The 24,892-nt window shown below is 70.2% G+C and carries 22 protein-coding genes, 2 tRNA genes and 1 other RNA gene; 11 read left to right on the forward strand and 14 right to left on the reverse strand.

The annotated features are described in order from the left end of the window. Positions 1-1,527 (reverse strand): histidine ammonia-lyase, encoded by a 1,527-nt coding sequence (gene hutH, locus AB0F52_RS26980; protein ID WP_360176618.1) that lies wholly within the window; start codon positions 1,525-1,527, stop codon positions 1-3. An 84-nt stretch (positions 1,528-1,611) separates the two neighbouring features. Here hutH and AB0F52_RS26985 point away from each other — a divergent pair, with 84 nt between their 5' ends. From AB0F52_RS26985 to AB0F52_RS26995, 3 genes are all read left to right on the forward strand, one after another. After that, a complete protein-coding gene (locus tag AB0F52_RS26985; protein ID WP_360176621.1) occupies positions 1,612-2,394 on the forward strand; it encodes an IclR family transcriptional regulator in 783 nt (260 codons plus the stop codon). 121 nt (positions 2,395-2,515) lie between these two features. Next, positions 2,516-3,733, forward strand: a complete 1,218-nt coding sequence (locus tag AB0F52_RS26990; protein WP_360176624.1) for an MFS transporter — start codon at positions 2,516-2,518, stop codon at positions 3,731-3,733. Positions 3,734-3,872: 139 nt separating this feature from the next. Continuing rightward, on the forward strand, positions 3,873-5,111 hold the full coding sequence (locus AB0F52_RS26995) for a GGDEF domain-containing protein (RefSeq protein WP_360176748.1): 1,239 nt from the start codon (positions 3,873-3,875) through the stop codon (positions 5,109-5,111). A gap of 4 nt (positions 5,112-5,115) precedes the next feature. Here AB0F52_RS26995 and AB0F52_RS27000 read toward each other — a convergent pair whose 3' ends face one another. Then, entirely contained in the window at positions 5,116-5,325 is a 210-nt protein-coding gene (locus tag AB0F52_RS27000) for a hypothetical protein (protein ID WP_360176627.1), read from the reverse strand. A 499-nt stretch (positions 5,326-5,824) separates the two neighbouring features. Continuing rightward, positions 5,825-6,192, reverse strand: a transfer-messenger RNA (tmRNA) gene (ssrA, locus tag AB0F52_RS27005). 160 nt (positions 6,193-6,352) lie between these two features. Here ssrA and AB0F52_RS27010 point away from each other — a divergent pair. The 5 genes from AB0F52_RS27010 to AB0F52_RS27030 all read left to right on the forward strand — a co-directional run bounded on the left by AB0F52_RS27010 (position 6,353) and on the right by AB0F52_RS27030 (position 10,587). Continuing rightward, positions 6,353-7,027: a sensor domain-containing protein gene (locus tag AB0F52_RS27010; RefSeq protein ID WP_360176630.1), complete on the forward strand. Its 675-nt coding sequence runs from the start codon at positions 6,353-6,355 to the stop codon at positions 7,025-7,027. Beyond that, positions 7,024-8,157, forward strand: a complete 1,134-nt coding sequence (locus AB0F52_RS27015; protein ID WP_360176633.1) for a sensor histidine kinase — start codon at positions 7,024-7,026, stop codon at positions 8,155-8,157. The genes AB0F52_RS27010 and AB0F52_RS27015 overlap by 4 nt, the downstream gene beginning before the upstream one ends. Before the next feature lie 39 nt (positions 8,158-8,196). Then, the gene (locus AB0F52_RS27020; RefSeq protein WP_014466646.1) at positions 8,197-8,838 is read left to right on the forward strand and encodes a response regulator transcription factor; all 642 of its coding nucleotides are present in this window, start codon (positions 8,197-8,199) and stop codon (positions 8,836-8,838) included. 116 nt (positions 8,839-8,954) lie between these two features. Beyond that, positions 8,955-9,179 carry a hypothetical protein gene (locus AB0F52_RS27025; protein WP_360176636.1) on the forward strand — a complete coding sequence of 75 codons (225 nt, stop codon included), beginning with the start codon at positions 8,955-8,957 and terminating at the stop codon, positions 9,177-9,179. A gap of 97 nt (positions 9,180-9,276) precedes the next feature. After that, positions 9,277-10,587 carry an acyltransferase gene (locus AB0F52_RS27030; RefSeq protein WP_360176639.1) on the forward strand — a complete coding sequence of 437 codons (1,311 nt, stop codon included), beginning with the start codon at positions 9,277-9,279 and terminating at the stop codon, positions 10,585-10,587. On the opposite strand, the gene AB0F52_RS27035 is transcribed toward AB0F52_RS27030, so the two are convergent. The 8 genes from AB0F52_RS27035 to AB0F52_RS27070 all read right to left on the reverse strand — a co-directional run bounded on the left by AB0F52_RS27035 (position 10,577) and on the right by AB0F52_RS27070 (position 16,553). After that, positions 10,577-11,473 (reverse strand): amidohydrolase family protein, encoded by an 897-nt coding sequence (locus AB0F52_RS27035; protein ID WP_360176642.1) that lies wholly within the window; start codon positions 11,471-11,473, stop codon positions 10,577-10,579. The two genes, AB0F52_RS27030 and AB0F52_RS27035, sit on opposite strands and share 11 nt — an antisense overlap. Then, the gene (gene smpB / locus AB0F52_RS27040; protein WP_013223156.1) at positions 11,470-11,952 is read right to left on the reverse strand and encodes an SsrA-binding protein SmpB; all 483 of its coding nucleotides are present in this window, start codon (positions 11,950-11,952) and stop codon (positions 11,470-11,472) included. The genes AB0F52_RS27035 and smpB overlap by 4 nt, the downstream gene beginning before the upstream one ends. 45 nt (positions 11,953-11,997) lie before the next feature. Beyond that, positions 11,998-12,891 (reverse strand): permease-like cell division protein FtsX, encoded by an 894-nt coding sequence (gene ftsX, locus AB0F52_RS27045; RefSeq protein WP_360176645.1) that lies wholly within the window; start codon positions 12,889-12,891, stop codon positions 11,998-12,000. Positions 12,892-12,937: 46 nt separating this feature from the next. Continuing rightward, positions 12,938-13,627, reverse strand: a complete 690-nt coding sequence (gene ftsE / locus AB0F52_RS27050; RefSeq protein WP_003082104.1) for a cell division ATP-binding protein FtsE — start codon at positions 13,625-13,627, stop codon at positions 12,938-12,940. Between the two features lie 112 nt (positions 13,628-13,739). Continuing rightward, positions 13,740-14,840, reverse strand: a complete 1,101-nt coding sequence (gene prfB / locus AB0F52_RS27055) for a peptide chain release factor 2 (RefSeq protein WP_360176650.1) — start codon at positions 14,838-14,840, stop codon at positions 13,740-13,742. A 63-nt stretch (positions 14,841-14,903) separates the two neighbouring features. After that, on the reverse strand, positions 14,904-15,404 hold the full coding sequence (locus tag AB0F52_RS27060; protein ID WP_086852689.1) for a helix-turn-helix transcriptional regulator: 501 nt from the start codon (positions 15,402-15,404) through the stop codon (positions 14,904-14,906). A 413-nt stretch (positions 15,405-15,817) separates the two neighbouring features. Further along, a tRNA-Met gene (locus tag AB0F52_RS27065) sits at positions 15,818-15,891 on the reverse strand. A 77-nt stretch (positions 15,892-15,968) separates the two neighbouring features. Then, positions 15,969-16,553, reverse strand: a complete 585-nt coding sequence (locus AB0F52_RS27070) for a TetR/AcrR family transcriptional regulator C-terminal domain-containing protein (RefSeq protein ID WP_360176653.1) — start codon at positions 16,551-16,553, stop codon at positions 15,969-15,971. A 94-nt stretch (positions 16,554-16,647) separates the two neighbouring features. On the opposite strand from AB0F52_RS27070, the gene AB0F52_RS27075 reads away from it, so the two are divergent. After that, on the forward strand, positions 16,648-18,069 hold the full coding sequence (locus tag AB0F52_RS27075) for an FAD-dependent monooxygenase (protein WP_360176656.1): 1,422 nt from the start codon (positions 16,648-16,650) through the stop codon (positions 18,067-18,069). A 176-nt stretch (positions 18,070-18,245) separates the two neighbouring features. Here AB0F52_RS27075 and AB0F52_RS27080 read toward each other — a convergent pair. Beyond that, positions 18,246-18,319 (reverse strand) — tRNA-Met (locus tag AB0F52_RS27080). Between the two features lie 67 nt (positions 18,320-18,386). Further along, on the reverse strand, positions 18,387-21,383 hold the full coding sequence (locus AB0F52_RS27085; protein WP_360176659.1) for a UPF0182 family protein: 2,997 nt from the start codon (positions 21,381-21,383) through the stop codon (positions 18,387-18,389). Between the two features lie 149 nt (positions 21,384-21,532). Here AB0F52_RS27085 and AB0F52_RS27090 point away from each other — a divergent pair, with 149 nt between their 5' ends. Beyond that, on the forward strand, positions 21,533-22,084 hold the full coding sequence (locus AB0F52_RS27090) for a PPA1309 family protein (RefSeq protein WP_360176662.1): 552 nt from the start codon (positions 21,533-21,535) through the stop codon (positions 22,082-22,084). On the opposite strand, the gene AB0F52_RS27095 is transcribed toward AB0F52_RS27090, so the two are convergent. Further along, positions 22,081-23,187, reverse strand: a complete 1,107-nt coding sequence (locus AB0F52_RS27095; protein WP_360176665.1) for a PDZ domain-containing protein — start codon at positions 23,185-23,187, stop codon at positions 22,081-22,083. The genes AB0F52_RS27090 and AB0F52_RS27095 overlap by 4 nt on opposite strands. 101 nt (positions 23,188-23,288) lie before the next feature. Between AB0F52_RS27095 and AB0F52_RS27100 the strand changes: the two genes are divergently transcribed. Next, a complete protein-coding gene (locus AB0F52_RS27100; protein WP_360176668.1) occupies positions 23,289-24,671 on the forward strand; it encodes a zinc-dependent metalloprotease in 1,383 nt (460 codons plus the stop codon). Positions 24,672-24,892: the final 221 nt, after the last annotated feature.

Below are 24,892 nucleotides of genomic sequence, written 5' to 3' on the forward strand. Positions count from 1 at the left end.
TCAGACCTCCAGACGGGCGGCGTCGAGGACGGCGCCGGAGCGGACGAGTTCTTCGGCGGCCGCGATTTCGGGCGCCAGGTGGCGGTCGGGACCGGGGCCCGCGACCTTCGTGCGGAGCAGGTCCCGGACCCGGCCGGTGACCGGCGACGGTTCCAGCGGCGCCCGGAAGTCCAGCGCCCGGGCGGCCGTCAGCAGCTCGATGGCCAGCACGGTGGTCAGGCCGTCGACGGCCTTGCGCAGCTTCCGCGCGGCCGACCAGCCCATGGAAACGTGGTCCTCCTGCATCGCGCTGCTCGGAATGGAGTCGACCGACGCCGGCACGGCGAGCCGCTTGAGCTCGCTGACGATGGCGGCCTGCGTGTACTGGGCGATCATGTGGCCGGAGTCGACGCCCGGGTCGTCGGCGAGGAACGGCGGCAGGCCGTGCGAACGCGCCTTGTCGAGCATCCGGTCGGTGCGGCGCTCGGCGATGCTGGCGACGTCGGCGACCGGGATGGCCAGGAAGTCGAGGACGTAGGCGACGGGCGCGCCGTGGAAGTTGCCGTTGGACTCGACGCGGCCGTCGGCCAGGACGACCGGATTGTCCACAGCGGACATCAGCTCGCGCTCGCCGACGAGTTCGGCGTGCGTGAGGCTGTCGCGTGCGGCGCCGTGCACCTGCGGGGCGCAGCGCAGCGAGTAGGCGTCCTGGACGCGGTTGCAGTCCGGGCCGCGGTGGCTCTCGACGATCTTCGAGCCCTGCAGCGCCTGCCACATCCGGGCCGCGGACTTCGCCTGCCCGGGGTGCGGGCGCAGGGCCTGGAGGTCGGCGGCGAACGCGCGGTCGGTGCCGAGCAGGGCCTCGACGCTCATCGCGGCGGTGAGGTCCGCGATGTCGAAGAGCCGGTGCAGGTCGGCGGCGGCGAGCAGGAGCATGCCGAGCATGCCGTCGGTGCCGTTGGTGAGCGCGAGGCCCTCCTTCTCGGCCAGGACGACGGGCTCGATCCCGGTCTGCTTCAACGCCTCCGCGGCGGGCTTCAGCCGACCGGCGTGGATCACTTCACCCTCGCCCATCAGCGCCAGCGCGACGACGGCCAGTGGCGCCAAGTCGCCGGAGCAGCCGAGCGAACCGTACTCGTGGACGATCGGCGTGATATCGGCGTTGAGCAGGGCCGCAAGCGTTTGCGCGGTGCCCGGGCGGACCCCGGTGTAGCCGCTGGCGAGGGTGCGCAGCCGCAGCAGCATCAGCGCGCGGACGACCTCGGGTTCGACGGCGGGGCCGGCACCGGCGGCGTGCGAGCGGATCAGGCTGCGCTGCAGTGCGGTCCGGCTCTCGACCGGGATGTGCCGGGTGGCGAGCGCACCGAAGCCGGTCGAGACGCCGTAGGTGGGCGTGACGGCGTGGGCGAGGTCCTCGATGTGCAGGCGGGTCGCGGCGAGGTTCTTCTCGGCGGCGTCCGTGAGCCCGACCGGCGCGTGGCCGCGGACGACGTCGACGACCTGGGCGGCGGTCAGGGGCTCCGGGCCCAGGAGCACTTTTTCCGGCATGGGCTCATTGCACCCCTTCGGAACCGCTGGTGGGATGCCTCAACGGGTGGTTCTGTCTGGGATCCCAGACGCTAGGCTCAGGCCATGGGCGACAGCAGCGAGGTCCCGGCGCTGCGCCGCGGGCTGGCGGTGCTGAGCCTCCTGGCCACGCGGCCCGGCCCGGTCACCGCGGCCGCCATCGCCCGGGAAGCGGGGCTCCCCCGTTCGACCACGTACCACCTGCTCAGCGAGCTCGAAGCGGCCGGTTTCGTCGTGCACCTGCCCGCCGAGCGCCGCTATGGCCTGGGCATCGCGGCGTTCGAGCTGGGCTCGGCCTACCTGCGCCACGATCCGCTGGAGCGCCTGGCCGGGCCGTTGCTGCGCAAGCTCGTCGACCGCGTCGGGCACACCGCCCACCTCGGCGTCCTGCACGGCAACGAGTCGCTGTACCTGATCAAGGAACGCCCGGCCCGGCCGGAGACACTGGTGACGGAGGTCGGCGTCCGGCTGCCGGCGCAGCTGACCGCGTCCGGCCGGGCGATCCTGCGGCACCTGCCGGCCCCGCACGTCCGAGCGTTGTTCCCGGCGGCGCCGGCGTTCGTGCTCCGCACCGGCCGCGGCCCGCGCACGCTGGCCGAGCTGCGCCGCACCCTCACCGCGGAGCGCCGGCTCGGCTGGTCGGTCGAGGACGGGCACGTCACCGACGGCTTCGCCTCGGTGGCCTGCCCGGTCTTCGACCACGGCGCCCGCCCCCTGGCGGCGATCAGCGTCACGCTTCGCCACCACTGCGCGGCGGAGCCGTGCCCGGAGACCTGGCCGGACCTGGCCGCCGAAGTGGCGACGACGGCGGCCGAGCTGACCACCCGCATCGGCGGCCACCCGGCCTGACGGCCGTCGCGGGCCGTCCGGGCGTCGGGACTGGTGCGATCGGGGCAACTGTCACCGAACGGCTCGATTCCACTCCGGTGGGTGATTACCGTAGCGGGGGCTGCGGTTTCGAGGGGCACCGATGGATGACGCAGGTGTGAAGAAGGCCGGTTTCGGTGCGGTGCTCGCCGTCGCCGAGTTCCGGGCGATGTGGACCGCCGAGCTGCTCTCCGTCTGCGGTGACCAGCTCGCCAGGGTCGCGCTCGCGGTGCTCGTCTTCCAGCGCACGTCCTCGGCCGCGCTGACCGGTCTCACCTACGCCCTGACGTACGTGCCTTCGCTGCTCGGCGGCATCCTGCTGGCCGGCGCGGGCGACCGGTGGCCGCGGCGGGACGTGATGGTCGCGGCCGACCTGGCGCGGGCCGCGCTGGTCGCGGTCATCGCCGTCCCCGGTGTCCCGCTGTGGGTGCTGTGCGTGCTGGTCGCGGTGATGACGGCGCTCGGCGGCCCGTTCAAGGCGGCGCAGCAGGCGCTGCTGCCGTCGGTGCTGGAAGGCGAGCGGTACCTCGTCGGGATGGCCCTGCGGAACGTGACGATGCAGGGCGCGCAGCTGGCCGGGTTCGCCGGGGGCGGCGCGCTGATCGCCGCGTTCACCCCGTCGGCGGCGCTGGCCTTGGACGCGGCGACGTTCCTGCTTTCGGCGTTGTTCCTGGTCACCGGCGTCCGGCGGCGAGCGGCGATCACCCAGGCGATCCGGCCGGCCTGGCTGTCCACGACCGGTGCGGGTATCCGGCTGATCTGGCGCGACCCGGCGTTGCGGACGTTGGTGGCGCTCAACTGGCTGGCCGGGTTCTACGTGGTGCCGGAGGCGCTGGCCGCGCCGTACGCGGCCGGGATCGGCGCGGGCGCGACGCTGGTGGGGCTGCTGATGGCGGCGGACCCGGCGGGCAGCGTGCTCGGCGGCGTCGTGTTCGGCAAGTGGATCCCGGAGCACGCGCAGGTCCGCGTGCTGGGCTGGCTGGGGATCGTGGCCGGGCTGCCGCTGGTGGTGTTCGTCTGCCGGCCCGGCCTGGTGGCGTCGGTGGTGCTCATGGCGGCGTCCGGGCTGGTGGCGACGGGCTACAACATCCAGGGCACGGTGTCGTTCATGCGGCGGGTGCCGGACGAGCACCGCGCGCAGTGCGCCGGGGTGAATTCGGCGGGCCTGATCACCGTGCAGGGGCTGGGCGCGGCCGCGGCGGGCGCGCTGGCCGACGTGCTGGGCCCGGCGCACACCATCGCCGTGGCCGGGGCGGCCGGGGCCGCGGTGGCCGTGCCGATCGCGAGGGCGTGGCGCCGGGTCGGGGTGGTGAGCCGATGACCTCAGTTGTCGCGTCCGCACATGGTGCGCCTCCCTTCACCGCCTCGGGCCGGACCGGCTCCGTCACCGGCCGGACACCATGAGTATGCGGACCGGGGGCGGGATTGCGCGCACCGGGCCGCGTATTCGTGACGTGCTCGTGGCACCACGGCGCTGGGTGCTGTGGCGCCAGGGTCCGCGGGTGATCGTCTACTGCCTGGTGAGCGAGGTGGTGGCGGTGGTGCTGACGCTGCGCCCGTCCCCGATCGCGGTGGACCGCCGGACGCTGGCGATCCTGGCGGTGCTGCTGGTCCTCGGGGTGGCGCAGTCGGAGTCGGGCCGGCGCGTGGAGCGGATCCGCCGCCGCGTGTCGGGGACGCCGCACATCAACATGACGTCGGTCTGGACGTTCGCCGGCGTGCTGCTGCTGCCCCCGCTCCTGCTGGCGGTCCTGGTCGGGGGCCTGTACGCGCACCTGGCGGTCCGCAGCTGGTACCGCCTGCAGCGGGTGCCGGTGTCCCGCACGGTCAGCAACGCGGCGATCATCGTGCTGTCGTGTTACGCGGCTCAGTCGGTGCTGCGGGTTTCGGGCTTCTCCGATGTCCGCTCGGCGATGCCGCACAGCTGGGCGGGGACGTTCGCGATCGCGGCCGCGGGGGTGACGTTCTTCGCGGTGAACGCGCTGCTGGTGCTGCCGGCTCGCCGTGAGGTGGGCCGGACGCCGGAGGCGCTGTTCGGCACGTGGTCGGACAACGGCCTCGAGGTGGCGACGCTGTGCCTGGGTGCCCTGAACGCGGTGGTGCTGGCGACGTTGCCGGGCCTGGTGGTGCTGGTGTTCCCGCCGTTGCTGCTGTTGCACCGGACGGTGCTGGTGAAGCAGCTGGAGGTGGCGGCCCACCGCGACGAGAAGACGGGCCTGTACAACACGAGCGGCTGGCACGCGCTGGCGGAGCGGACGCTGGCGGCCGCTGCTCGCCAGGGGGGCACGTTCGGGCTGCTGATGCTCGACTTGGACCACTTCAAGCAGGTGAACGACACGTACGGCCACTTGGCGGGTGACGCGGTGCTGAAGGCGGTGGCCGGGTCGATCATCTCGGCGGTCCGCGGCCGGGGGGACGCGGTGGGCCGGTTCGGTGGTGAGGAGTTCGTGGTCTTGCTGCCGGGGATCGCGCAGCCGGACATCGGCGCGGTGGCGGAGCGGGTCCGCCGGGCGATCAGCGCGTTGCGGGTTCCGGCGGGCCAGCTGGTGATCTCGGGCCTGTCGGTCTCGATCGGCATCGCGGTCTACCCGTCAGCAGGCGCTTCGCTACAGCGCCTGCTGGACGCCGCGGACACGGCGCTCTACCACGCGAAGGCGACAGGCCGGAACAAGGTGGTCCACGTCGCGGACCTGGTGTGAGGGGTCAGGCGGTCCGCTGCCGCCGCCCGGCGTCGAGGCCGAGCATGGCCAGCAGTTCGGTGCAGTCGTGGACGTCGGAGGAGTGTCCGGCCACGGTGAGGACGGCGCGGTCGTTCTGTTCGCCGAGGCGCACCGCCTCTTCAGCCCGGATAACGCCCATCCGGCTGTCTTCATCATTGGCAAGGGAGCTGCCGCTACGCCGGGCCCAGGTCATCTGGCCACCTACTTCCGACTCCACGGGTGCGGAGCCATGGTCGGACCCCAAGCATGACATTGACACGAATTTCACTCACAAGTGGCCCCCACCACAAGCAGCAACCACCCCACCCAAAACCGAACACACCAGGTGAGCGCCCCCGCGAACCACTCCCCCAGACGAACGACCCCGACACACCCCCCGCTCACCCACCCCCGCCCTCATCACCCGATCCACCCCACCGCCGGCCCACTCCCACGAAGGCCCCCGGTCGCCTGGCTCATCACCACAAAGGCCCCAGCCCGCCTGGCTCACCACCTACGGAGGCCCCACCCGGCCCGGCGCACCACCCAACGGAGGACCCACCCGAGCCTGGGTCACCACCGAACGCAACCACCCGGGGGGTCCAGGGGGGCGAAGCCCCCTTGGCGGGGGTTTGGGGGTCCGACCCCCAAAGAACACGACAGAACGAAGGGAAGGCCCAGCCCCGAAGGGGCGTGGGCCTTCCCGCAAAGTGCCGTGGAGGTGCCGGGAATTGAACCCGGGTCCTCTGGCGTATCAACAGGACTTCTCCGTGCGCAGTCCGCTACGTCTCTGCTTGGCTCCCTCAATCACGCGAACAAGCTGAGGTGACGAGCCCAGCCACTGTTTGCTTCACGACTGTTCCCCGTGGCCGGGACAGTCGCTGAGCCTCCTAGCTGATGCCGGTACCCGGGCCGGAGGCGAACCCGGGCCGACAGAGTCGCACTCGCTCAGGCGGCGAGGGCGAACTCGCGCTGACTGGAGTCGGCGCTTATTTGGTTGCGATGACGCTTACGGTGGTCTCTCGCCTGCACCGGCACGCTTCTCCTGAATCAACGTCCAAAGTCGAAACCGTTCACCCCCTTGTCGGGACACGACCTGTTCATCATAACGCCTGGCGCCATCGGTTTGGTCCGGGTGGGGTGGGGCCAGCCCTACCGCCGGGATGCCCGCTCGCACCATGTCGTCTCCGGGGCGGAGCCGCGATGCTGGTGGGGCGTCGTGGGATGAAGGGAGCGCGGTCATGGTGAGCGAGAGGCGGGATCCGCCGTTCGGTGGTTCGGTGGTGTTCTTGCTGATGAACTTGCCGCTGGGGGTGGTGGCGTTCGGGTTCCTCGCCGTTTTCGTGTCGGCCGGGGCGGGGACGGCGGTGGTGTGGGTGGGGGTGGGCCTGCTGGCCGCCGTCGTGCTCGCGGTGCGGGGGGCCGCGCGGCTGGAGCGGGCGCGGGTCTACGCGCTGCTGGACCGCTACATCGACCTTCCCTACCTGCCGTTGCCCGCCGGGAAGCAGGTCGCGCGGTGGAAGGGGCGGCTGAAGGATCCGTCGACCTGGCGGGACCTGAGCTACTTCGCTCTCCTTTTCCCGGTTGGCCTGGTGGAGTTCGTGCTCGTGACGACGTTCTGGGCGACGAGCCTGGCGCTCGTGGGCCTGCCGGTCTACTTCCGGTGGCTGCCGGGCGGGGAGTACCACTTCCCGGCTTGGGAGGTGCCGTGGCTGACCGTGGACTCGACCGTGGAGGCGCTACCGTGGGCAGCGCTCGGGGTGTTGTTCGTCGCGTTGTCGGTGGCGCTGACCAAGGCGCTGGCGGGCACGCACGCCCGGCTGGCGTCCGCGCTGCTGGGGCCGACGGTGGCGCAGCGCCACCGGATGGAGCGCTGGTGGGAAGACGCGGAAGAGAAGAACCTGGTGGCGGGATGACCGAGGCGCGACAGCTGGAACACCCGCGGCCGCACCCGGCTCGCACGATCCTCTACATGATCGTCAGTTTCGTCTTCCGGCTCCTGCAGTTCGTGCTGATCGTGGTCGGCATCTCGGTGGGGGTGTCCACGGCGGTGATCTGGGTGGGGTTCCCGATCCTGCTGGCGACGACGAGCTTCGTGCGCTGGTCCGGTGACCGCGAGCGGGGCTGGCTGGGGACGATGCTGCGGGTGCCGCTGCCGCCGGTGCAGCGGCGGCCGTACGAAGAGGGGCAGCCGCTGCTGCGGCGGTGGATGGTCCGGCTGAGCGATCCGACGACGTGGCGGGACCTGGCTTACCTGATGGCGGCGTTCCCGCTGGCGTGTGCGGAAGTCGTGATCGCGCTGGCGTCGGTCGTGCTGCTGCCGATGGCGGTCTGGGTGACGCCGTGGCTGGGCTGGCTGCACGGCGAGCTGGCGCTGGCACTGCTGGGGCCGGACCGCACGAAGCGGCTGGAGCAGAAGGCCGAGCGGCTGCAGGCGTCGCGGGCGCGCGGGGTGGACGCGGCCGAAGCGGAACGCCGTCGCATCGAACGTGACCTGCACGACGGCGCGCAGCAGCGGCTGGTGGCCGTCGCGATGAGCCTCGGGCGCGCGAAGTCGAAGTTCGACCACGACCCGCAGGCGGTGCGGGAGCTGATCGACGAGGCGCACTCGGACGCGAAGCTCGCCGTCTCGGAGCTGCGGGACCTGGCGCGCGGCATCTACCCGGCCGTCCTCGGTGACCGGGGGCTGGACGCGGCGTTGTCGGCGCAGGCGGCGAAGTCACCGATCCCGGTGGACGTCTCGGTGGACGTCGACCCGCGTCCGCCGGCCGCGGTGGAGACGACGGCGTACTTCATCGTCGGCGAGACGCTGACGAACATCGCGAAGCACGCCGGAGCGACCGAAGCGACCGTGAAGGTGTGGCGGACCGACGACCACGTCGTCGTCGAGATCACCGACAACGGCCACGGAGGCGCGGAGGTGCGTCCCGGCGGCGGGCTGGCCGGCCTGGCCGACCGCGCCGCGACGATCGACGGCGTGATCACCGTGGTGAGCCCGGTGGGCGGGCCGACCGTGATCCGGGCTGACCTCCCCTGCCAGTGGTGAATAGGCTGGACCCCGTTCATCCACGAGCTTGGGGGCCGGATGCGGGTAGTGATCGCCGAGGACGCCGTGCTGCTGCGGGCCGGGGTGACCCGCCTGCTCGCCGACGAGGGCATCGAGACGGTCGCGGCCGTCGACAACGGGGACGACCTGCTCGGCGCGCTCAAGGAACACCGCCCTGACCTGGCGATCGTCGACGTCCGCATGCCGCCGACGTTCACCGACGAGGGGTTGCGCGCGGCACTGGCGGCGCGCAAGGAGATCCCGGGGCTGCCGGTGCTGGTGCTGTCGCAGTACGTCGAGGAGTCGTACGCGGTGGAGCTGCTCTCGGGTGGCGCGGGCGGCGTCGGCTACCTGCTGAAGGAGCGGGTGGCGGACGTCGCGGACTTCCTGGACGCGGTCCGCCGCGTCGCGGGCGGCGGCACGGCGATCGACCCGGACGTGATCGCCCAGCTGATGGCCCGCGGCCGGCGCAACCCGCTGGACGCGCTGACGGCCCGCGAGTCCGAAGTCCTGGGCCTGATGGCCCAGGGCTTGTCGAACACGGCGATCGCGAACTCCCTGGTGGTATCGCACGGCGCGGTGGAGAAGCACATCGGCAACATCTTCTCGAAGCTCGGGCTCGAAGCCAGCGCGGAGGAACACCGCCGGGTCCGTGCGGTGTTGACCTACCTGGGTCGTTGAGCGACGGAGCGTGACCAAAAGTCCCGTAGGGTGGCAACGGGTCACCCGTTCCGCGGGCGGCACCCGGGTGAGCGCTCACCTACCATGAGCGGACCCGCCGTCGAGAGGAGCCGCAGATGTCCGACGAGACCCGCTGCGTCCGCTTCTTCGGCGGCCCGCTCGACGGCCGTGTCCAGGAGCTCGGGGACGCCGAGCCGATCCCCGGCACCGTCATCCGGCACATCCACCTGCACGGCGGCCCGAAGATCGAGACGCGCTACGAGCTCGGCCTCACCGACCACGGCTGGGAGTACCGCCTCGCCGCCGCGCAGCACGAACCCGAGCCCGACGGCCTGCGCTAGTAGGGAGAACCCCCGTATCCACCGGGGGTGAACAGGACCCCGAACAGGCCGGGCAGCACCGCTGTCTTCCCAGGTCGAACCGGCCAGGCTGAGCAGCATGCACACGAGCCGCGACAGGTTCCTCGACGTCGTCCGGGCGGGGGCCATCCTCGCCGTCATCGCCCAGCACTGGATCATGCCGGTGCTCTCCTACTCCGACGGGCACCTCGCCACCGGCAACGCCCTGGCGACGCCGGGCTGGTGGGTCGTGACCTGGTTGTCGCAAGTGATGCCCTTGGTCTTCTTCGCCGGCGGCGCGGCCAACCTGATCTCCTTCCGCCGCGCCGCGTCCACGCAGCAGTGGCTGGCCGGGCGCATCAAGCGCCTGATGGTGCCGGTGCTGCCGCTGATGGCGGTCTGGCTGATCGTGCCGGACTTCCTGCGCGGCCTGGGTGTCCCGCCGCAGCCGTTGCAGGTCGGCAGCGCGATCGCCGCGCAGCTGCTGTGGTTCCTCGCGGTGTACGTGCTCGTCGTGCTGCTCACGCCGCTGATGGTCGCCGCGCACCGGCGCTGGGGCCTGAAGGTGCCGCTCGTCATGGGCGCGGCGGGCATCCTCGTCGACGTCGCGCGCTTCAACGACTTCGGCTACATCGGTTACGCCAACGCGATCTTCGTCTGGGTCGCCGTGCACCAGCTGGGCTTCCACTACGTCGAAGGCCGCCTCGGCTCGCTGACCCGCCGCGGCGCGCTGGCGCTGTCGGCGGCCGGGTTCGGCGTCACGGCGTTGCTGGTGGCGTTCGGACCGTACCCGGCCAGCATGATCGGCATGCCGGGCGCGCCGGTGTCGAACATGAGCCCGCCGACCGTGCTGCTCGCCTTCCTCGCCGTCGGCCAGATCGGCCTGCTGCTCGCCTTCCGCCCGCAGCTCAACGCGCTCGCGGCGCGTCCCGGCATCGGCGACGCCCTCGGCTGGCTCGGCGCCCGGTTCATGAGCGTCTACCTCTGGCACATGCCGGCGCTGGTCGTGGTGGCGGGCGTGACGGTGTACGGCCTCGGCTACCAGACGCCGGCCCCGGGCACGGTGTTCTGGCTGGCCATGGCCCCGGCGTGGTTCGCGGCGTGCGGGATGGTGCTGTTCGGGCTGCTCCGGTTGTTCGCGCACTTCGAGATGCAGCGCGACACCGCGGTCGCGACGGCGAAGGTGCCGCAGCTGGTCGCGGCCGGGCTGATGGTTTCGGGTGGCCTGCTCGGCCTGGCGGCGCACGGGTTCGCCCCGCTGTCGGACGGCATCGCGCGCGGCCCGGTGCCGTGGGTGGTGCTGGCGACGGCCGGGTTCCTCCTCGCCGGCAAGCAGATCCCGGTGGTCGACCTGCTGGGCCGCGCGGTCACCGTGAGCGAACGCGCCACCCTGCCCGGCCTCAAGCGCTGAGCAGCCGCAGCGGGGTGTCGTGCAGGACGGCCCGCAGGAACGGCTCCCCCAGGCGATCGTCGGCCGCCCAGCCGGCGATCGCCTGCAGCTGCGTCGCGTAGGAGTACGGGATGTTCGGGAAGTCCGTGCCGAGCACGACGCGGCCGGCGAACTCCGCCAGCCGCGCCGTCCAGTCCGGCGGCAGCGGCGACATCGCCTCGGCGAACGGCACGCCGACCATCGTGGTGTCCAGGTGCACCCGGGGGTACTTCGCCAGCAGCTCGAAGGCCGTCCCGAACTCGGGCATCGCCGCGTGCGCGAGCACCGCCGTCAGCTGCGGGTGCCGGGCGAGGACCTCTTCGAACACCGACAACCCGGTGAAGTCGCCCCGCAACGGTCCGTGTCCACAGTGGACGACGACCGGGACGCCGGCGTCGGCCAGCGCGCCCCACACGGGCTTCAGCAGGTCGTCGCGCGGGTCGTACGCACCCACCTGGACGTGCGCCTTGAACACCCGGGCGCCGGCGCGCAGCGCATCGTCCACAGCGGACCCGGCCCCGGGCTCGGGGTAGAACGTGCCGGTCGGCACCGCGGCCGGGACCCGGGCGGCGAACTCGAGCGCCCAGTCCGTCAGCCACTGCGCCATCCCCGCCTTGTGCGGGTAGACCAGCGGCGCGAAGCGCGTCACGCCCAGCGCACGCAGGGTGTCCAGCCGCTCCACTTCGGACGTCCGGTAGTGCACCGGCCACTCGGTGCCGTAGTGCGTCGAGGCCCGGTCGAAGTACGCCCAGACCTTGTCCATCACCGGCTTCGGCAGGAAGTGGACGTGCAGGTCGACCAGGCCCGGCAGGCCCAGCGACGCCGTCCAGCGCGCGACGTCCGCGTCGGAAGCCGGGCCGGGCGTCACTCCGTGAACCGGCCCTTCAGCGCGCGGCCCATCGCCTTCCTGATGTCGCGGTCCGCGTCGCGCTTGGCGAGCGTCTGCCGCTTGTCGTAGGCCTTCTTGCCCTGGGCCAGCGCGATCTCGACCTTGACCTTGCCGTCCTTGAAGTACATCGACAGCGGGACCAAGGAAAGCCCGCTCTCCTTGGTCTTGCCGATGAGCTTCTCGATCTCCCGCCGGTGCAGCAGCAGCTTCCGGGTGCGCCGCGGCATGTGGTTGGTCCACGTGCCCTGCGTGTACTCCGGGATGTGGACGTTGCGCAGCCACACTTCGCCGTCGTCGACCGTCGCGAACGCGTCCGCCAGGGACGCCTTGCCCTCGCGCAGGCTCTTGACCTCGGTACCGACGAGCACGAGACCGCACTCGTAGGTGTCGAGGATGGAGTAATCGTGGCGCGCCTTGCGGTTCGACACGATCACCTTCTGGCCACGTTCCTTGGGCATACGACCACTCTACGTGATTCCGACGGTGACGAGCAGCGGGTTAACTCAGTGCCGGACGTACAGGCGCAGCGTGACGTAACCGGTGATGGCGGAGATCACCACGGACACCCCGAGCAGGATCGGCGCGACCGGGAACAGCAGCTCCAGCGTGGTGATCTTCGGGAAGACATCGCCGGTGAACACCGCGTCGAGGAAGCTCACCTTGGTCAGCACCAGCATGATGATCCCGAGGATCGCACCGACCGCGCCGGCGACCACCGCCTCCAGGAGGAACGGCAGCTGCGTGTACCACCGCGTCGCGCCGACCAGCCGCATGATGCCGACCTCGGTGCGCCGGGTGAACGCGGACACCTGGATCGTGTTGGCGATCAGCAGCAGTGCGGCGATGGCCATGATGAGCGCGGCGCCGAAGGCCATGTTGCGGACGCCGTTGAAGGCGTTGAAGACGCGGTCGAGGAACTTCTTCTGGTCGTCGACCTTCCGCACGCCCGGCTTGTTCCCGTACTCCTGCACGATCGCGTCGCTGCGGTCCGGGTCCTTCAGCTTCACGTGCAGCGACGCGGGCAGCGACTCGGGGCCGGTGAGCGCGACCAGCTCCGGCTGGCTCTCGAAGATCTTCTTGAACCGGTCGAAGGCCTGGTCGCGGTTCTCGAACACGACCGACTCGACACCGTTGTTGCTCTGCAGCGAGGTCCGCAGCGACTGGCACAGCGCCTGCGTGCAGTTCTTGTCGGTCGCGCTGATGTCGTCGGTGAGGTAGACGGAAACCTCGACGTCGGCGAGGAAGTTGGACTTCATCTTGTCGATCGTCCGCACGGCGAGGAGGCCGCCGCCGAGCATGGCGAGCGACACGGCCGTGGTCAGCATCATCGCGATGGTCATCGTGACGTTCCGGCGCAGGCCGGTGACTACCTCACTGAAGACGAAACTGGCGCGCATGGCGGGTGCAGGTCCTTGGGGTCGGGGTCGTTGAAGGGCGGGGCGGTCAGCGACCGATGCCGTAGACGCCGCGGGCGTCGTCGCGGATCACCCGGCCGAGCTGCAGCTCGACGACTCGGCGCCGCATGGAGTCCACGATGGAGTGATCGTGGGTGGCCATCAGGACGGTGGTGCCGGTGCGGTTGATCCGCTCCAGCAGCAGCATGATGTCCTGGCTGGTGTCGGGGTCCAGGTTGCCCGTCGGTTCGTCGGCGAGCAGCACCAGCGGGCGGTTCACGAACGCACGCGCGATGGCGACGCGCTGCTGCTCACCACCGGAGAGCTCGTTGGGCAGCCGGTCCGCCTTGCCGTCGAGGCCGACGAGCTCCAGCACCTCGGGAACGACCTTCTTGATGGTCGGGCCCGGCTTGCCGATGACCTCGAGGGCGAACGCGACGTTCTCCGCGACGGTCTTGTTCGCGAGCAGGCGGAAGTCCTGGAAGACGCAGCCGATGGTCTGCCGCAGGCGCGGGACCCTGCGGCGGGCCAGCTTGGCGACGTCGAAGTTGGACACCATCACGCGGCCCTTGCTGGGCGTCTCTTCGCGCAGCAGCAGCCGGAGGAAGGTCGACTTCCCCGATCCCGAGGGACCGATGAGGAAGACGAACTCACCCTTTTCGATGTCGACGGACACCCGCTCGAGCGCGGGCCGCGTCGAGGTCTTGTAGACCTTGGAAACCTCTTCGAGCCGGATCACGATTCGGCATACTACCCACCGGTCTCGTGAAGCCCCGGTTGCCCGGTGCACCCGAGTGGAGCAAGGGGCGTTTGCGCACGGTGAGCGGTCGCACGCCTACCCCTTGCGCCGATCAGGCGGCCGACTGCTTCCGCCAGCGGATGCCGGCGTCGAGGAAGCCGTCGATCTCGCCGTCGAGCACCGCCGACGGGTTGCCGACCTCGTAGTCGGTCCGCAGGTCCTTCACCATCTGGTACGGGTGCAGCACGTAGGAGCGCATCTGGTTGCCCCAGCTGGACCCGCCGTCCTTGAGGGCGTCCATCTCGGCGCGCTCCTCTTCCTTCTTCCGCAGCATCAGCCGGGCCTGGAGGACCTTCAGCGCGGCCGCCTTGTTCTGCAGCTGCGACTTCTCGTTCTGGCAGGAGACGACGATGCCGGTCGGCAGGTGCGTGATGCGCACCGCGGAGTCGGTCGTGTTGACGCTCTGGCCGCCGGGGCCGGACGAGCGGTAGACGTCGACCCGGATGTCCTTCTCCGCGATGTCGACGTGGTCGACCTCTTCGACCTCCGGCAGCACCTCGACGTGCGCGAACGACGTCTGGCGGCGGCTCTGGTTGTCGAACGGCGAGATCCGGACGAGCCGGTGGGTGCCCTGCTCGACCGAGAGGGTGCCGTAGACGTAGGGGGCGGTCACCTTGAACGTCGCCGACTTGATGCCCGCCTCTTCGGCGTAGGAGATGTCGTAGACGTCGGTCGGGTAGCCGTGGCGCTCCGCCCAGCGCAGGTACATGCGCAGGAGCATCTCGGCGAAGTCGGCCGCGTCGACGCCGCCGGCCTCGGAGCGGATGGTGACGACGGCGTTGCGGTCGTCGTATTCGCCCGAGAGCAGGGTGCGGACCTCGAGGCCGTCGATGGCCTTGCCGAGGTCGGCGAGCTCGGCTTCGGCCTCGGCCATGCTGCCGGAGTCGCCCTCGGCCTCGGAGAGCTCGTAGAGCACGGCCAGGTCGTCGGCCCGCTGGCGCAGCTCGCTGACCCGGCGCAGCTCGCCCTGCCGGTGGGACAGCTGGCTCGTCACCTTCTGCGCCGCCTCCGGGTCGTCCCAGAGGTTGGGGCTCGATGCCTGCTGTTCCAGGTCGGCCACCTGGGCGCGCAGCGCGTCGAGGTCCATCACCGACTCGATCTGGGTCAGCTTGCCGGTCAGGTCCCTCAGTGCCGCGTCGAACTCATCACTCACGTTTGTCAAGGTTACGGCAAAACCCACGACCGGTTGCGAGGACCGGTCGTGGGCGCGCGAACCTCAGGCCGCGGGGATGGCGTCGAGCAGCTTCAGCGCGGCCTTGGCCTGCGCTTGGGCGAACTCGGCGACCGCCTTCTCGTACGGCCCCTCGGCCGCCTTGGTGGCCGCCTTGGCGTCGTCGAGCTGCTGGCTGTAGCTCGTCCGGGCCGACTCGAGCAGCGACTGGCGCTGCTTCGCGGTCAGCGACCCGGCGTGCACGAGCCGCAGGATGAGCGGGCTGCGCAGGTGGTCGGGGCCGGCTTCGGACGTCAGCCAGGCCTTGAAGGCCTTCTTGCCGGCGGCGGTGATCAGGTACTGCTGGCTGGAGCGCGGGCCCTGCTTGCCGAGCCGGACGAGACCTTCTTTGGACAGCGCCGGGAGCTCCCGGTACACCTGGCTGCGGGTGACGCTGAAGAAGGCGCCGAATCGCTCACCCGCTCCCGCGACGAGCTGCCCGCCGGTGGCGGGACCGTCGTGGAGCAGACCGAGCAGGGCGGCGGCTGTTGCATTCAATTCGGACACGCCCCCTAGATTCCCACTTATCGGCCGCTGTGTCCACAGTGGTCAGCGGATCTGTCCATTGTGGCTAGTGAGATCCCCTCGTTCGGCCCAATGCGACCCGGTCCACTGTGGACCCGGATACGCTCTGCAACCGCTCCCAGGCCATTTTGGCCCAACCAGACGCACTCGCTAGCCCCCAACACCTCCAGGCAGGTGAGTTCGGCAGGCGGCGATCCCCGGCTTGGCGCACTCCGAACACACAACGCAACCAGCGACCACGGCCGCCCACATCACGAGATCCGTAGCAAAAGCGACCTACCACGGGGGATCCAAGGGGGCGAAGCCCCTTTGGCGGGGGTTTGGGGGTTCGACCCCCAAAACATGCGAAAGAGGCCCGTGTTCGCGTTTTCCGCGAACACGGGCCTCCGATACTGTAGCGGGGACAGGATTTGAACCTGCGACCTCTGGGTTATGAGCCCAGCGAGCTACCGAGCTGCTCCACCCCGCGCCGTTTTGGTACTTCAATAGATTACACGGGGTCGCGAGGGGCTTTACACCGGGGTCCGAAAAGCCCCTGACCTGCTCTTACGGCGCTTCGAGCCACTGCCGGGCTCCACTGAGGACCATGGTCAGCCCGTCCTCGAACCGCGCGTCGGCGTCCCCCAGCACCGCCTCACCCGCCGACTCGCGGTAGCGCTCGTCGAACTCGCCGGGCATGGGCCGCACGGCCTGTTCCTCGATCACGTAGCCGATGACGAAGCAGTAGACGGTGAACGTCGCCCGGCTCGCCCGCGCCTCGTCGAGCCCGGCTTCGATGCTCCGGCGCAGCGGGTGCTCGCCGACCAAGCTCGTGTCGCCGAGGTACGTACCAGCGAAAACCTTTCCGCCGTCGCGGTAGGCGAGCATCATCCGCCGAAGCGCCCGGGCGCTGTGCGCGACACCTTCCCACTCTCCCGCCGACGCCGGCGGCCGCCGATCGGCCACGGAGTCGCGGTACATCTGCGTCGCCATCTCGTCGAGCAGTTCCTGTTTGTTCTTCATGTGCCAGTAGAGCGCGGGCGCCTTGACGCCGAGGTCGGCGGCGATCAGCCGGAGCGTGAGCCCGTTGAGTCCCACTTCGTTGAGCAGCTTCAGCCCAGCCCGAGCGATGTTCTCCCTGGTCAGGGCCATCTTTTGAGTACTCCTCAGTATCCCGGCTTGACAATTTAACGATGTTAAGGCCACTCTGGGGGCAGGTCAATTTAACGTTGTTAAGGAGCTGGGGATGCAGGAGTTGACGGCGGAGGTGGTCGTCGCCGGCGCGGGCCCGACGGGCCTGATGCTGGCGAACGAGCTGGCACTGGCCGGAGTGGACGTTCTGGTGCTCGAGCGGATGCACGAGCGAACGGGGTTGTCGAAGGCCCTGAACCTCCAACCACGCACGGCGGAAGTCCTGGATCTGCGGGGTTTGCTGCCTCGCGCGCGGGACCGCTCGTTCGCGACTGTCGCGGACGGACACTTCGCGGTGATCCCGGTGCCCTACACCGGCTGGGACACCCGCCACCCGTACCAGCTGGGCATCCCGCAGGCGGAGGTCGAAGCGGCGTTGGAGGAGCGCCTGGCGGAGCAGGGCGTGAAGGTGCGGCGAGGGCACGAGCTCACGAACTTCGTCCAAGACGCCGACGGCGTCACGGTCACGGCGGGCGACCTGCGCGTCCGAGCGGCGTACCTGGTGGGCTGCGACGGCGGCCGCAGCGGGGTGCGCAAGGCGTTGAACCTGTCGTTCGAAGGCATCGAGGGCCGGGGCCACGGCGTGGCAGCGGACGTGCTGTTCAAGTCGACGCCGCCGGGCGCACCGACGCAGTGGCGCTCGATGACCAACATGGTGACCTCGCAGAGCCCCGGCAAGTTCGTCGGCGTCATCCCGTTGGCCGAACCGAACTTGTACCGCATCAGCTTCGGCGACCGCCTGAACCGCCCGGCCAACCTCCGAGCCGACGTCACGGACGAAGAAGTCCGGCGAGCAGTCACCGAACGCTTCGGCCCCGAAGCGGAGATAGCGGAGATCCGCTGGGCATCCCGTTTCTCGGACGACAGCCGCCTGGCGGAAAGCTACAAGGTAGGCCGAGTACTCCTCGCGGGCGACGCGGCTCACACCCATTTCCCGGCAGGAGGCCAGGGCCTGAACTTGGGAGTCCAGGACGCGATGAACCTGGGCTGGAAGCTGGCAGCAGAGCTGAACAACCGAGCCCCGGCAGGACTCCTGGACACGTACGAATCAGAGCGCCGCACAGTGGCCAAGCAGGTCCTGGACAACATAGCGGCCCAGAACGCCCTGATCCCGACAACCCCGAACCAGCTGGCCCTGAGAGCCCTCTTCCGAGACCTGGCAACCCTCCCGGAAGTCCAGCACCACCTGTCAGGAATGGTCTCCGGCCTCAACATCCGCTACGCGACAGAAGAAACCCACCCAGCAACAGGAACCCGCCTCCCCGACTTCCCCCTACCCAACGGCGGCCACGCATCCACCTTATTCCACAAAGGAAACTGGGTCCTGCTGACAAAAACCCCAACCCCCAGCCCCCACACAGAGGTACTCGTAGCAGAGGTCCCCGAACTCCCCTGGCCAGACCTGGAGAAGATCTTGGTCCGCCCAGACGGCTACATAGCAAACACAACAGGCAAAACAAACGCCTGGCTCACCTGACAACGCAACCACCCACCGGAACGAACGGTTGGCTCACCTGACAAGCCAACCACCCACCGGGGGGTCCAGGGGCGGCGAAGCCCCCCTGGCGGGGGTCTGGGGGTTCGACCCCCAGGGGCAAATGCGAAGGAGGGGTGTGTTCGCGCTTTCCGCGAACACACCCCTCCCAACCTCTGTAGCGGGGACAGGATTTGAACCTGCGACCTCTGGGTTATGAGCCCAGCGAGCTACCGAGCTGCTCCACCCCGCGTCGTGGCACCTACCTTACGCCCTCGTTTCGCGGGGGTGCAAAGCAGGTGCCGCTTGGGTAACCGATGTCACCCTCCGGGCTGGGTGCTGGGTGGCGCGGTGCTGGTTCCGGGGGGCGCGGTCTTGGCTGCTTCGTAGGCGCGGGCGGCCGCGTCGAGGGCGGCGAGTGCGGCGCCTTGGTCGGTGAAGTTGCCGGACTGCTGGGCGGCCTTGAGTTTGGCGATGGCCGATTGGATGTCGGCGACGGCCCGGTCGAGGGCCGCGTTGCCGCCGCCGGTGTTGGGGGGTGTCGTGGTCGGGGTGGTGGGTGTCGTCGGCGAGGTCGGCTGGCCGGCTTGGGGTGGCGTGGTGGTGGCTTCGCCGGTGCCGGCGCCGAAGACCTGGTCGAGGGCTTCCTGGAGGGTGGCGCCGTAGCCGACCTTGGGTCCGTAGGAGACGAGGACGCGGGCCAGCTGCGGGTAGCTGTTCTGGTTGCGCTGCCGGATGTAGACGGGTTCGACGTAGAGGAAGCCGTCGGCGACCGGCAGCGTGATCAGGTTGCCGTAGATGGGGGTGACGTTGGGGTTGTTGAACAGGGTGCGGTCCTGGGCGACGCGGGAGTCGCTCTGGAACCGGTTCTGGACTTGGACCGGACCGTCGACCTGGGTGGCTCCGGTGGCCGCGCTGGGTAGCTGGAGGACGCGGATCTTGCCGTAGTCAAGGGGGTCGGAGGACACCGACATCCACGACGCGAGGTACTGGCGCTGGAGACCGGTGAGCGAGCTGGTCAGCTGGAACGTCGGTTTGGTCTGGCCCGGGGTGTCGGCGAGGACGTAGTAGCCGGGCTGGTTCGCCGCGCCGGCCGCGGCCGGGTTCGAGCCGCCTTCGGCGGTCGGGTCCTGCGGGACGCTCCAGAAGGCCTGCTGCGAGTAGAACTCCTGCGGGTTGCTGACGTGGTAGCGCGACAGCAGTTCACGCTGGATCTTGAAGAGGTCTTCGGGGTAGCGGAAGTGGGCGCGCAAGTCCGGGGAGATCTCGGAGCTGGGCTTCACGAGTCCGGGGAAGACCTTCTCCCAGGCGTTGAGGACCGGTTCCTTGTCGTCGATCGAGTAGAGCTTCACGCTGCCGTTGAAGGCGTCGACGGTGGCCTTGACGGAGTTGCGGATGTAGTTGATGGAGCTGTTGGCCTGGCGGGCGACGCCGTTGAGGGAGTCGTTCGTGGCCGCGCCGAGCTGGGTCTGCTGGGCGTACGGGAAGTTGTTGAGGGTGGTGTAGCCGTCGATGATCCACTGGATCTTGCCGTCGACGACCGCCGGGTACGGGTCGCCGTCGAGGGTCAGCCACGGCGCGATCTTGCTGACGCGGTCGCGCGGGTCGCGGTTGTACATGATCTTGGAGTTGTCGCCGATGGCGTCGGAGAACAGGATGTTCCGTTCGCCGTACTCGGCGGCGAAGGCGAGGCGGTTGAACCAGTTGTCGATCGGGACGCCGCCGGTGCCCGTGTACTTGTAGCGGTCGGTGGCGGTGTCGTACTCGCCGGGCGCGTTGCCGGTGGTGCCGCCGACGATGGCGTAGTCGGATTCCGCGGCGGACAGCTCGCCGTAGTAGATGCGCGGTTCCTTGACCTCGATGCCGGGCTGGCCCGGGGCCGACGAGCCGGCTCCGGACGGGTTCTGCGTGTCGCTGGTCGTGGCGATCGGGTAGCCGCCGTCGGAGTTGGCGTCCTTGACCGCGCGGTCGATCGTGTTGGCCGGCGCGACGACGAAGCCGTTGCCGTGGGTGTAGACGAGGTGCTTGTTGATCCAGCTGGTCTGGTTGCCGGTGAGGCCCTCGGTCTTGATCTCCTTGGCGGCGACGATGTAGTCCTGCGCCACGCCGCCGACGGTGTAGCGGTCGATGTCCAGCTTGGCCGGGAAGCCGTAGAAGTTCTCGCGGCCGACGCGCTGCGTGAAGGTGTCGGAGAGGATGTTCGGGTCGAGCAGCCGGATGTTCGACATCGTCCCGTTGTCGGCCTTGATCTGCTCCGGGGTGGCGTCCGACTTGCCGGTGTAGGGCTGGTACTGGACTTCGGTGAGGCCGTAGGCGCGGCGGGTGGCGTCCATGTTGCGCTGGATGGACGTCGCTTCCTTCTCGTTCGCGTTCGGCTTCACCGAGAACTGGTCGAGGACGGCGGGCCAGGCGACGCCGACGAGGATGCTGGACAGGATCAGCAGCACCAGGGCGATGGCCGGCAGCTGCAGGTTGCGCAGGAAGGCACCGGCGAAGAACGCGATCGCGCAGATCACCGAGATGCACAGCAGGATCAGCTTGGCGGGCAGCACCGCGTTGAGGTCGGTGTAGGTGGCGCCGACGAACAGCGGCATCCCGCGGTCGGACAGCAGCAGGTTGTACCGGTCGAAGAAGTACTCGACCGCCTTCAGCAGCACGAAGAGCCCGACGGTGATGGCGAGCTGGGCGCGGGTCGGGCCGGCGAGCTGGCCGCCCTTGCCGGCCAGGCGGATCCCGCCGAAGACGTAGTGGGAGATCAGGGCGCCGAAGAAGGAGATGACGACCATGATGAACAGCCAGCCGAGCAGCCAGTTGATGAACGGCAGGTCGAAGGCGTAGAAGCCGACGTCGTTGCCGAACTCGGGATCGGTCTGGCCGAACGAGGTGCCGTTGAGGAACAGCTGCACGACCTGCCAGTCGCTCTGGGCGGACAGGCCGGCGATGAGGCCGGTGAGCACCGGGATGCCGACGCCGAAGAGGCGGATGCGGGCGACGATCGCCGACCGGTAGCGCGCCAGCGGGTCGTCGGCGCCGGAGATCGGCACGAACACCGGGCGGCTCCGGTAGGCGATCATCAGGCTGACCGCCAGCGCCCCGCCGACGAGCAGGCCGACGGCGAAGAACAGGATGATCCGGGTCACCACCTGGGTGGTGAACACCTCTCGCGCGCCGACTTCGCCGAACCACAGCCAGTCGACGTACGTGTCGAGGAGACGGGCCCCGAGCAACAGCGCCAGCACGATCACCGCGGCGATGATGAGGAGGATCCGGCTCCGCCGGGACAGCTTCGGCAGGCTCACCGGGGGCCGAGTCGCCACGGCACACGCTCCTGTCTTCGTCAATACTCGAGCAGGGGCGCGTGCGCCCCCTGATTCCCTAACTCTACGGATGCCCGGTGAAGTTCCCGGGACCCGCCCAAACCGGACTCGCGGCGCCGGCGCGCCGGCCGACCTGACACGATGTGCGCATGGCAGCGAACGAAGCGCGACAGGCCGGTGTGGCCGCGCTCGCCCGTGAGATCGAGGAGTTCATGGCCGCGGGCGGCTGGGACCAGCCGCCGCAGCTGTTCGCGCTGGTGCCGACGGCGGCGCTGCTGGACGAGCAGCCGGAGCTGGCCGGCCAGCTCGACCGGGCGAACCCGCTGACGCCGGTGGCGCAGGAAGCGCTGCCGGACGGCGATCTGGCCGAGGCGCTGGGCCGGATCGCGTGGCCGGACCTCGTCATCGGGTGCGCGCTGGCCCAGGAGATCATCGTGCTGCCGCCGGGCTCGGAGTCGGAGCTGCCGGACGTCGCCGAGGCGGACGCCGAGAGCCTCCGCCGCGCGGCCGCCGACCACCCGCAGCGCACGGAGGCCCGCTTGGTCGCGGCCGTCCTGCGCGACGGGGAAGGCGCCTGCGTGATGCGGCTGCGCGGGATCAGCACGGCCGAGGGCACGGACGAAGCGATGGACGAGATCGTGGAAAGTCCCGACCTGGCGCCGAACCTGCTCGAAGCGTTGAAGGCCACGCTGCTGCCCTAGCAGGCGGCCGTCGGGCGTCCCGCCTTCAGGTTGGCGAGCTGGGTGAGCGCGTCGTCCAGTGTGGACACCTTGATGAGGTTGAGGCCGGCGGGCGCGGCGGTCTTGGCCTCGGCGCAGTTGTGCTCGGGCACCAGGAAGTCGGTGGCGCCGGCTTCGCGGGCGCCGACGACCTTGAACGAGATCCCCCCGATCGGGTCGACCTCGCCGGTCTCGGTGATCTCGCCGGTGCCGGCGATGTGCCGGCCGCCCGCGAGGTCGCCGGACTGCAGGCGGTCGATGATGGCGAGGGTGAACATCAGCCCGGCCGACGGGCCGCCGACGTCCTGCAGGGAGATGTTGACGGTGAACGGCGCGTCGGCGCGGTCGACCGCGGTGAGGCCGATGAAGCCCTCCTTGCGGTCGGGGCGCGCGGCGAGGGTGAGCGGCACGGTCCGCTCGGGCTGGCCGTCCGACTGGAAGGTGATCTGGACGGTCTGGCCGGGCAGGGTGCCGGCGAGCGCGGCCCGCACGTCGGCGGCCTCGGCGACCTTCTTGCCGTTGACGGTGATCAGCTTGTCGCCGGGCGAGAGCACGTGGTCGGCCGGGCTGCCGGAGACGATCTGCTTCGCCAGCACCTTGATCGGGTAGCCCAGCTTGCGCAGGGCGGCGACCTGGGCGTTCGTCTGCGAGTCCTGCAGCTGCTGGATGTTCTCCTGCTTGACCTGCTCGTTGGTCTCGCCCGGCTTGAAGTACTCCTCGCGCGGCGCGAGCGCGAACCGGCCGCTCGCCCAGAAACCGAGGCCCTGGAACAGGGTGACGCCGTCGTGCAGGGAGACGGTCGTCATCCGCAGCTCGCCGGTGGTCGGGTGGGTCTCGTGCCCGGTGACCTGGATGACCGGGTTGCCCGCCGCGTCGCGACCCAGCGTGTCGTAGGTCGGGCCCGGGCTGATGGCGACGAACGGCACCGGCACGACCGAGCCGAGCACCACGAAGATCAGGAACAGTGAGCCGCTGACCACCAGTGTCCAGCCGCGCCGGGTCATCCGGCGGGCCTCGCCGGCCGGCTCCGGCGCCGGTTCCGGGGCGCTCTTCGCGGGGGCGGTCTCCTCGGAGGACTTGGTCACGACCGACAGCGTACGGTGACCGCGTTCGCTTCCCGGTGAAGGCCACGCACATGGGTCCGGTTGACCCCCTCGGTGGCCGCCGACCCGCGTACGGTGGACACATGAGCAAACCCCCGTTCGGCTTCGGACCTTCCGATCCCGACAAACGAGGAGAGAACGACCCCTCGGAAGGCGGGCAGCAGTCCGGCGCCGAGGCCTTCAACCAGCTCGGGCAGATGCTGAGCCAGCTGGGCCAGATGCTCAGCCAGGCCGGCACCTCCAGCGGGCCGGTGAACTACGACCTCGCCAAGCAGATCGCCCTGCAGACCCTCGGCAGCGAAGGCAACACCGGAGAGAGCAAGCTCGGCTTCCGCGGCGGCGACGACGCGAACGCCGCGGTCCGCGACGCCGCCCACCTGGCCGAGCTGTGGCTCGACGCGGCGACGGTGTACCCGGCCGGCGCGACGTCGACGGTCGCCTGGTCGCCGCGCTCCTGGGTGGAGAAGACGCTCCCGACGTGGCAGCGGCTGTGCGACCCGGTGGCCCGGCAGGTCTCGGGCGCCTGGATGGAGGCGCTGCCGGAGGAGGCCAAGCAGGCCGCGGGCCCGCTGCTGCAGATGATGGGGCAGATGGGCGGGATGGCCTTCGGCTCCCAGCTCGGCAACGCGCTGGCCCAGCTGGCCTCGGAGATGCTGACCTCGACGGAGATCGGGCTGCCCCTGGCCCCGGCCGGCACGTCGGCCCTGCTCCCGGCGAACATCGAAAAGTTCGCCGAGGGCCTGGAGCTGCCGAACAGCGAGATCCTGGTCTTCCTGGCCGCCCGCGAGGCGGCGCACCAGCGCCTGTTCACGCACGTGCCCTGGTTGCGGCAGCGCCTGCTGGCGACGGTCGAAGAGTTCGCGCACGGCATTTCGGTGGACACGTCGGCCCTGGAGTCCCTGGCCGGCCGCATCGACCCGGCGAACCCCGCGAGCATCGAAGAAGCGATGTCCTCGGGACTGCTGGAGCCCCAGACGACCGAGGAGCAGAAGGCGGCGCTGATGCGCTTGGAGACGCTGCTGGCTCTCGTCGAAGGCTGGGTCGACGTGGTGGTGGCCGAAGCGGTGGGCGACCGCCTCCCGGGAGCGGACGCCCTGCGCGAGACGCTGCGCCGACGCCGCGCGACGGGCGGCCCGGCCGAGCAGACGTTCGCCACCCTGGTGGGCCTGGAGCTGCGCCCCCGCCGCATGAGGGACGCCTCGAACCTGTGGTCGCTGGTAGGCGAGCGCCACGGCACGGAAAAGCGCGACGGCCTGTGGTCCCACCCGGACCTGATGCCGACGGCCGAAGACCTGGACGAGCCGATCGACTTCGCGGACCGGGTGGGTTCGGCGGGCTCGATCGACGACCTGGACCCGATGGCCGAGCTGGAGCGCACGGAGCAGGCCGAGCGTTCGGAGCGGGAGAAGGACACCCCGCCGAAGCCGTCCGGCGACGACCCCGAAGAGGGCAACGCCAAGAGCTGAGCACCACCCGGAGCCGGGCGTCTCGCAACGAGCGAGGCGCCCGGCTCCATTTTCACCCGCCCCTCCTCATCGCCCGCACCGTGTCGTCCCTCCAGACACGCGAGCCGACCCTCCAAGCACGCCAGCCGACCCTCCAAGCACACGAGCCCCGCCGGCGAGCCCCGCCGTCACGCGCGGCATCCGGACGGAACCGGGGTGACCCGCAACCACGGATCACCCCG

Source organism: Amycolatopsis sp. NPDC024027 (assembly GCF_040638975.1).
GTDB lineage: Bacteria > Actinomycetota > Actinomycetes > Mycobacteriales > Pseudonocardiaceae > Amycolatopsis.

Coding starts and splice junctions, on each gene's coding strand:
- hutH (WP_360176618.1), bottom strand. CDS start 1,527: ATGCCGGAAAAAGTGCTCCTGGGCCCGGAGCCCCTGACCGCCGCCCAG.
- AB0F52_RS26985 (WP_360176621.1), top strand. CDS start 1,612: ATGGGCGACAGCAGCGAGGTCCCGGCGCTGCGCCGCGGGCTGGCGGTG.
- AB0F52_RS26990 (WP_360176624.1), top strand. CDS start 2,516: ATGGATGACGCAGGTGTGAAGAAGGCCGGTTTCGGTGCGGTGCTCGCC.
- AB0F52_RS27000 (WP_360176627.1), bottom strand. CDS start 5,325: ATGACCTGGGCCCGGCGTAGCGGCAGCTCCCTTGCCAATGATGAAGAC.
- AB0F52_RS27010 (WP_360176630.1), top strand. CDS start 6,353: ATGGTGAGCGAGAGGCGGGATCCGCCGTTCGGTGGTTCGGTGGTGTTC.
- AB0F52_RS27015 (WP_360176633.1), top strand. CDS start 7,024: ATGACCGAGGCGCGACAGCTGGAACACCCGCGGCCGCACCCGGCTCGC.
- AB0F52_RS27020 (WP_014466646.1), top strand. CDS start 8,197: ATGCGGGTAGTGATCGCCGAGGACGCCGTGCTGCTGCGGGCCGGGGTG.
- AB0F52_RS27025 (WP_360176636.1), top strand. CDS start 8,955: ATGTCCGACGAGACCCGCTGCGTCCGCTTCTTCGGCGGCCCGCTCGAC.
- AB0F52_RS27030 (WP_360176639.1), top strand. CDS start 9,277: ATGCACACGAGCCGCGACAGGTTCCTCGACGTCGTCCGGGCGGGGGCC.
- smpB (WP_013223156.1), bottom strand. CDS start 11,952: ATGCCCAAGGAACGTGGCCAGAAGGTGATCGTGTCGAACCGCAAGGCG.
- ftsX (WP_360176645.1), bottom strand. CDS start 12,891: ATGCGCGCCAGTTTCGTCTTCAGTGAGGTAGTCACCGGCCTGCGCCGG.
- AB0F52_RS27070 (WP_360176653.1), bottom strand. CDS start 16,553: ATGGCCCTGACCAGGGAGAACATCGCTCGGGCTGGGCTGAAGCTGCTC.
- AB0F52_RS27075 (WP_360176656.1), top strand. CDS start 16,648: ATGCAGGAGTTGACGGCGGAGGTGGTCGTCGCCGGCGCGGGCCCGACG.
- AB0F52_RS27090 (WP_360176662.1), top strand. CDS start 21,533: ATGGCAGCGAACGAAGCGCGACAGGCCGGTGTGGCCGCGCTCGCCCGT.
- AB0F52_RS27100 (WP_360176668.1), top strand. CDS start 23,289: ATGAGCAAACCCCCGTTCGGCTTCGGACCTTCCGATCCCGACAAACGA.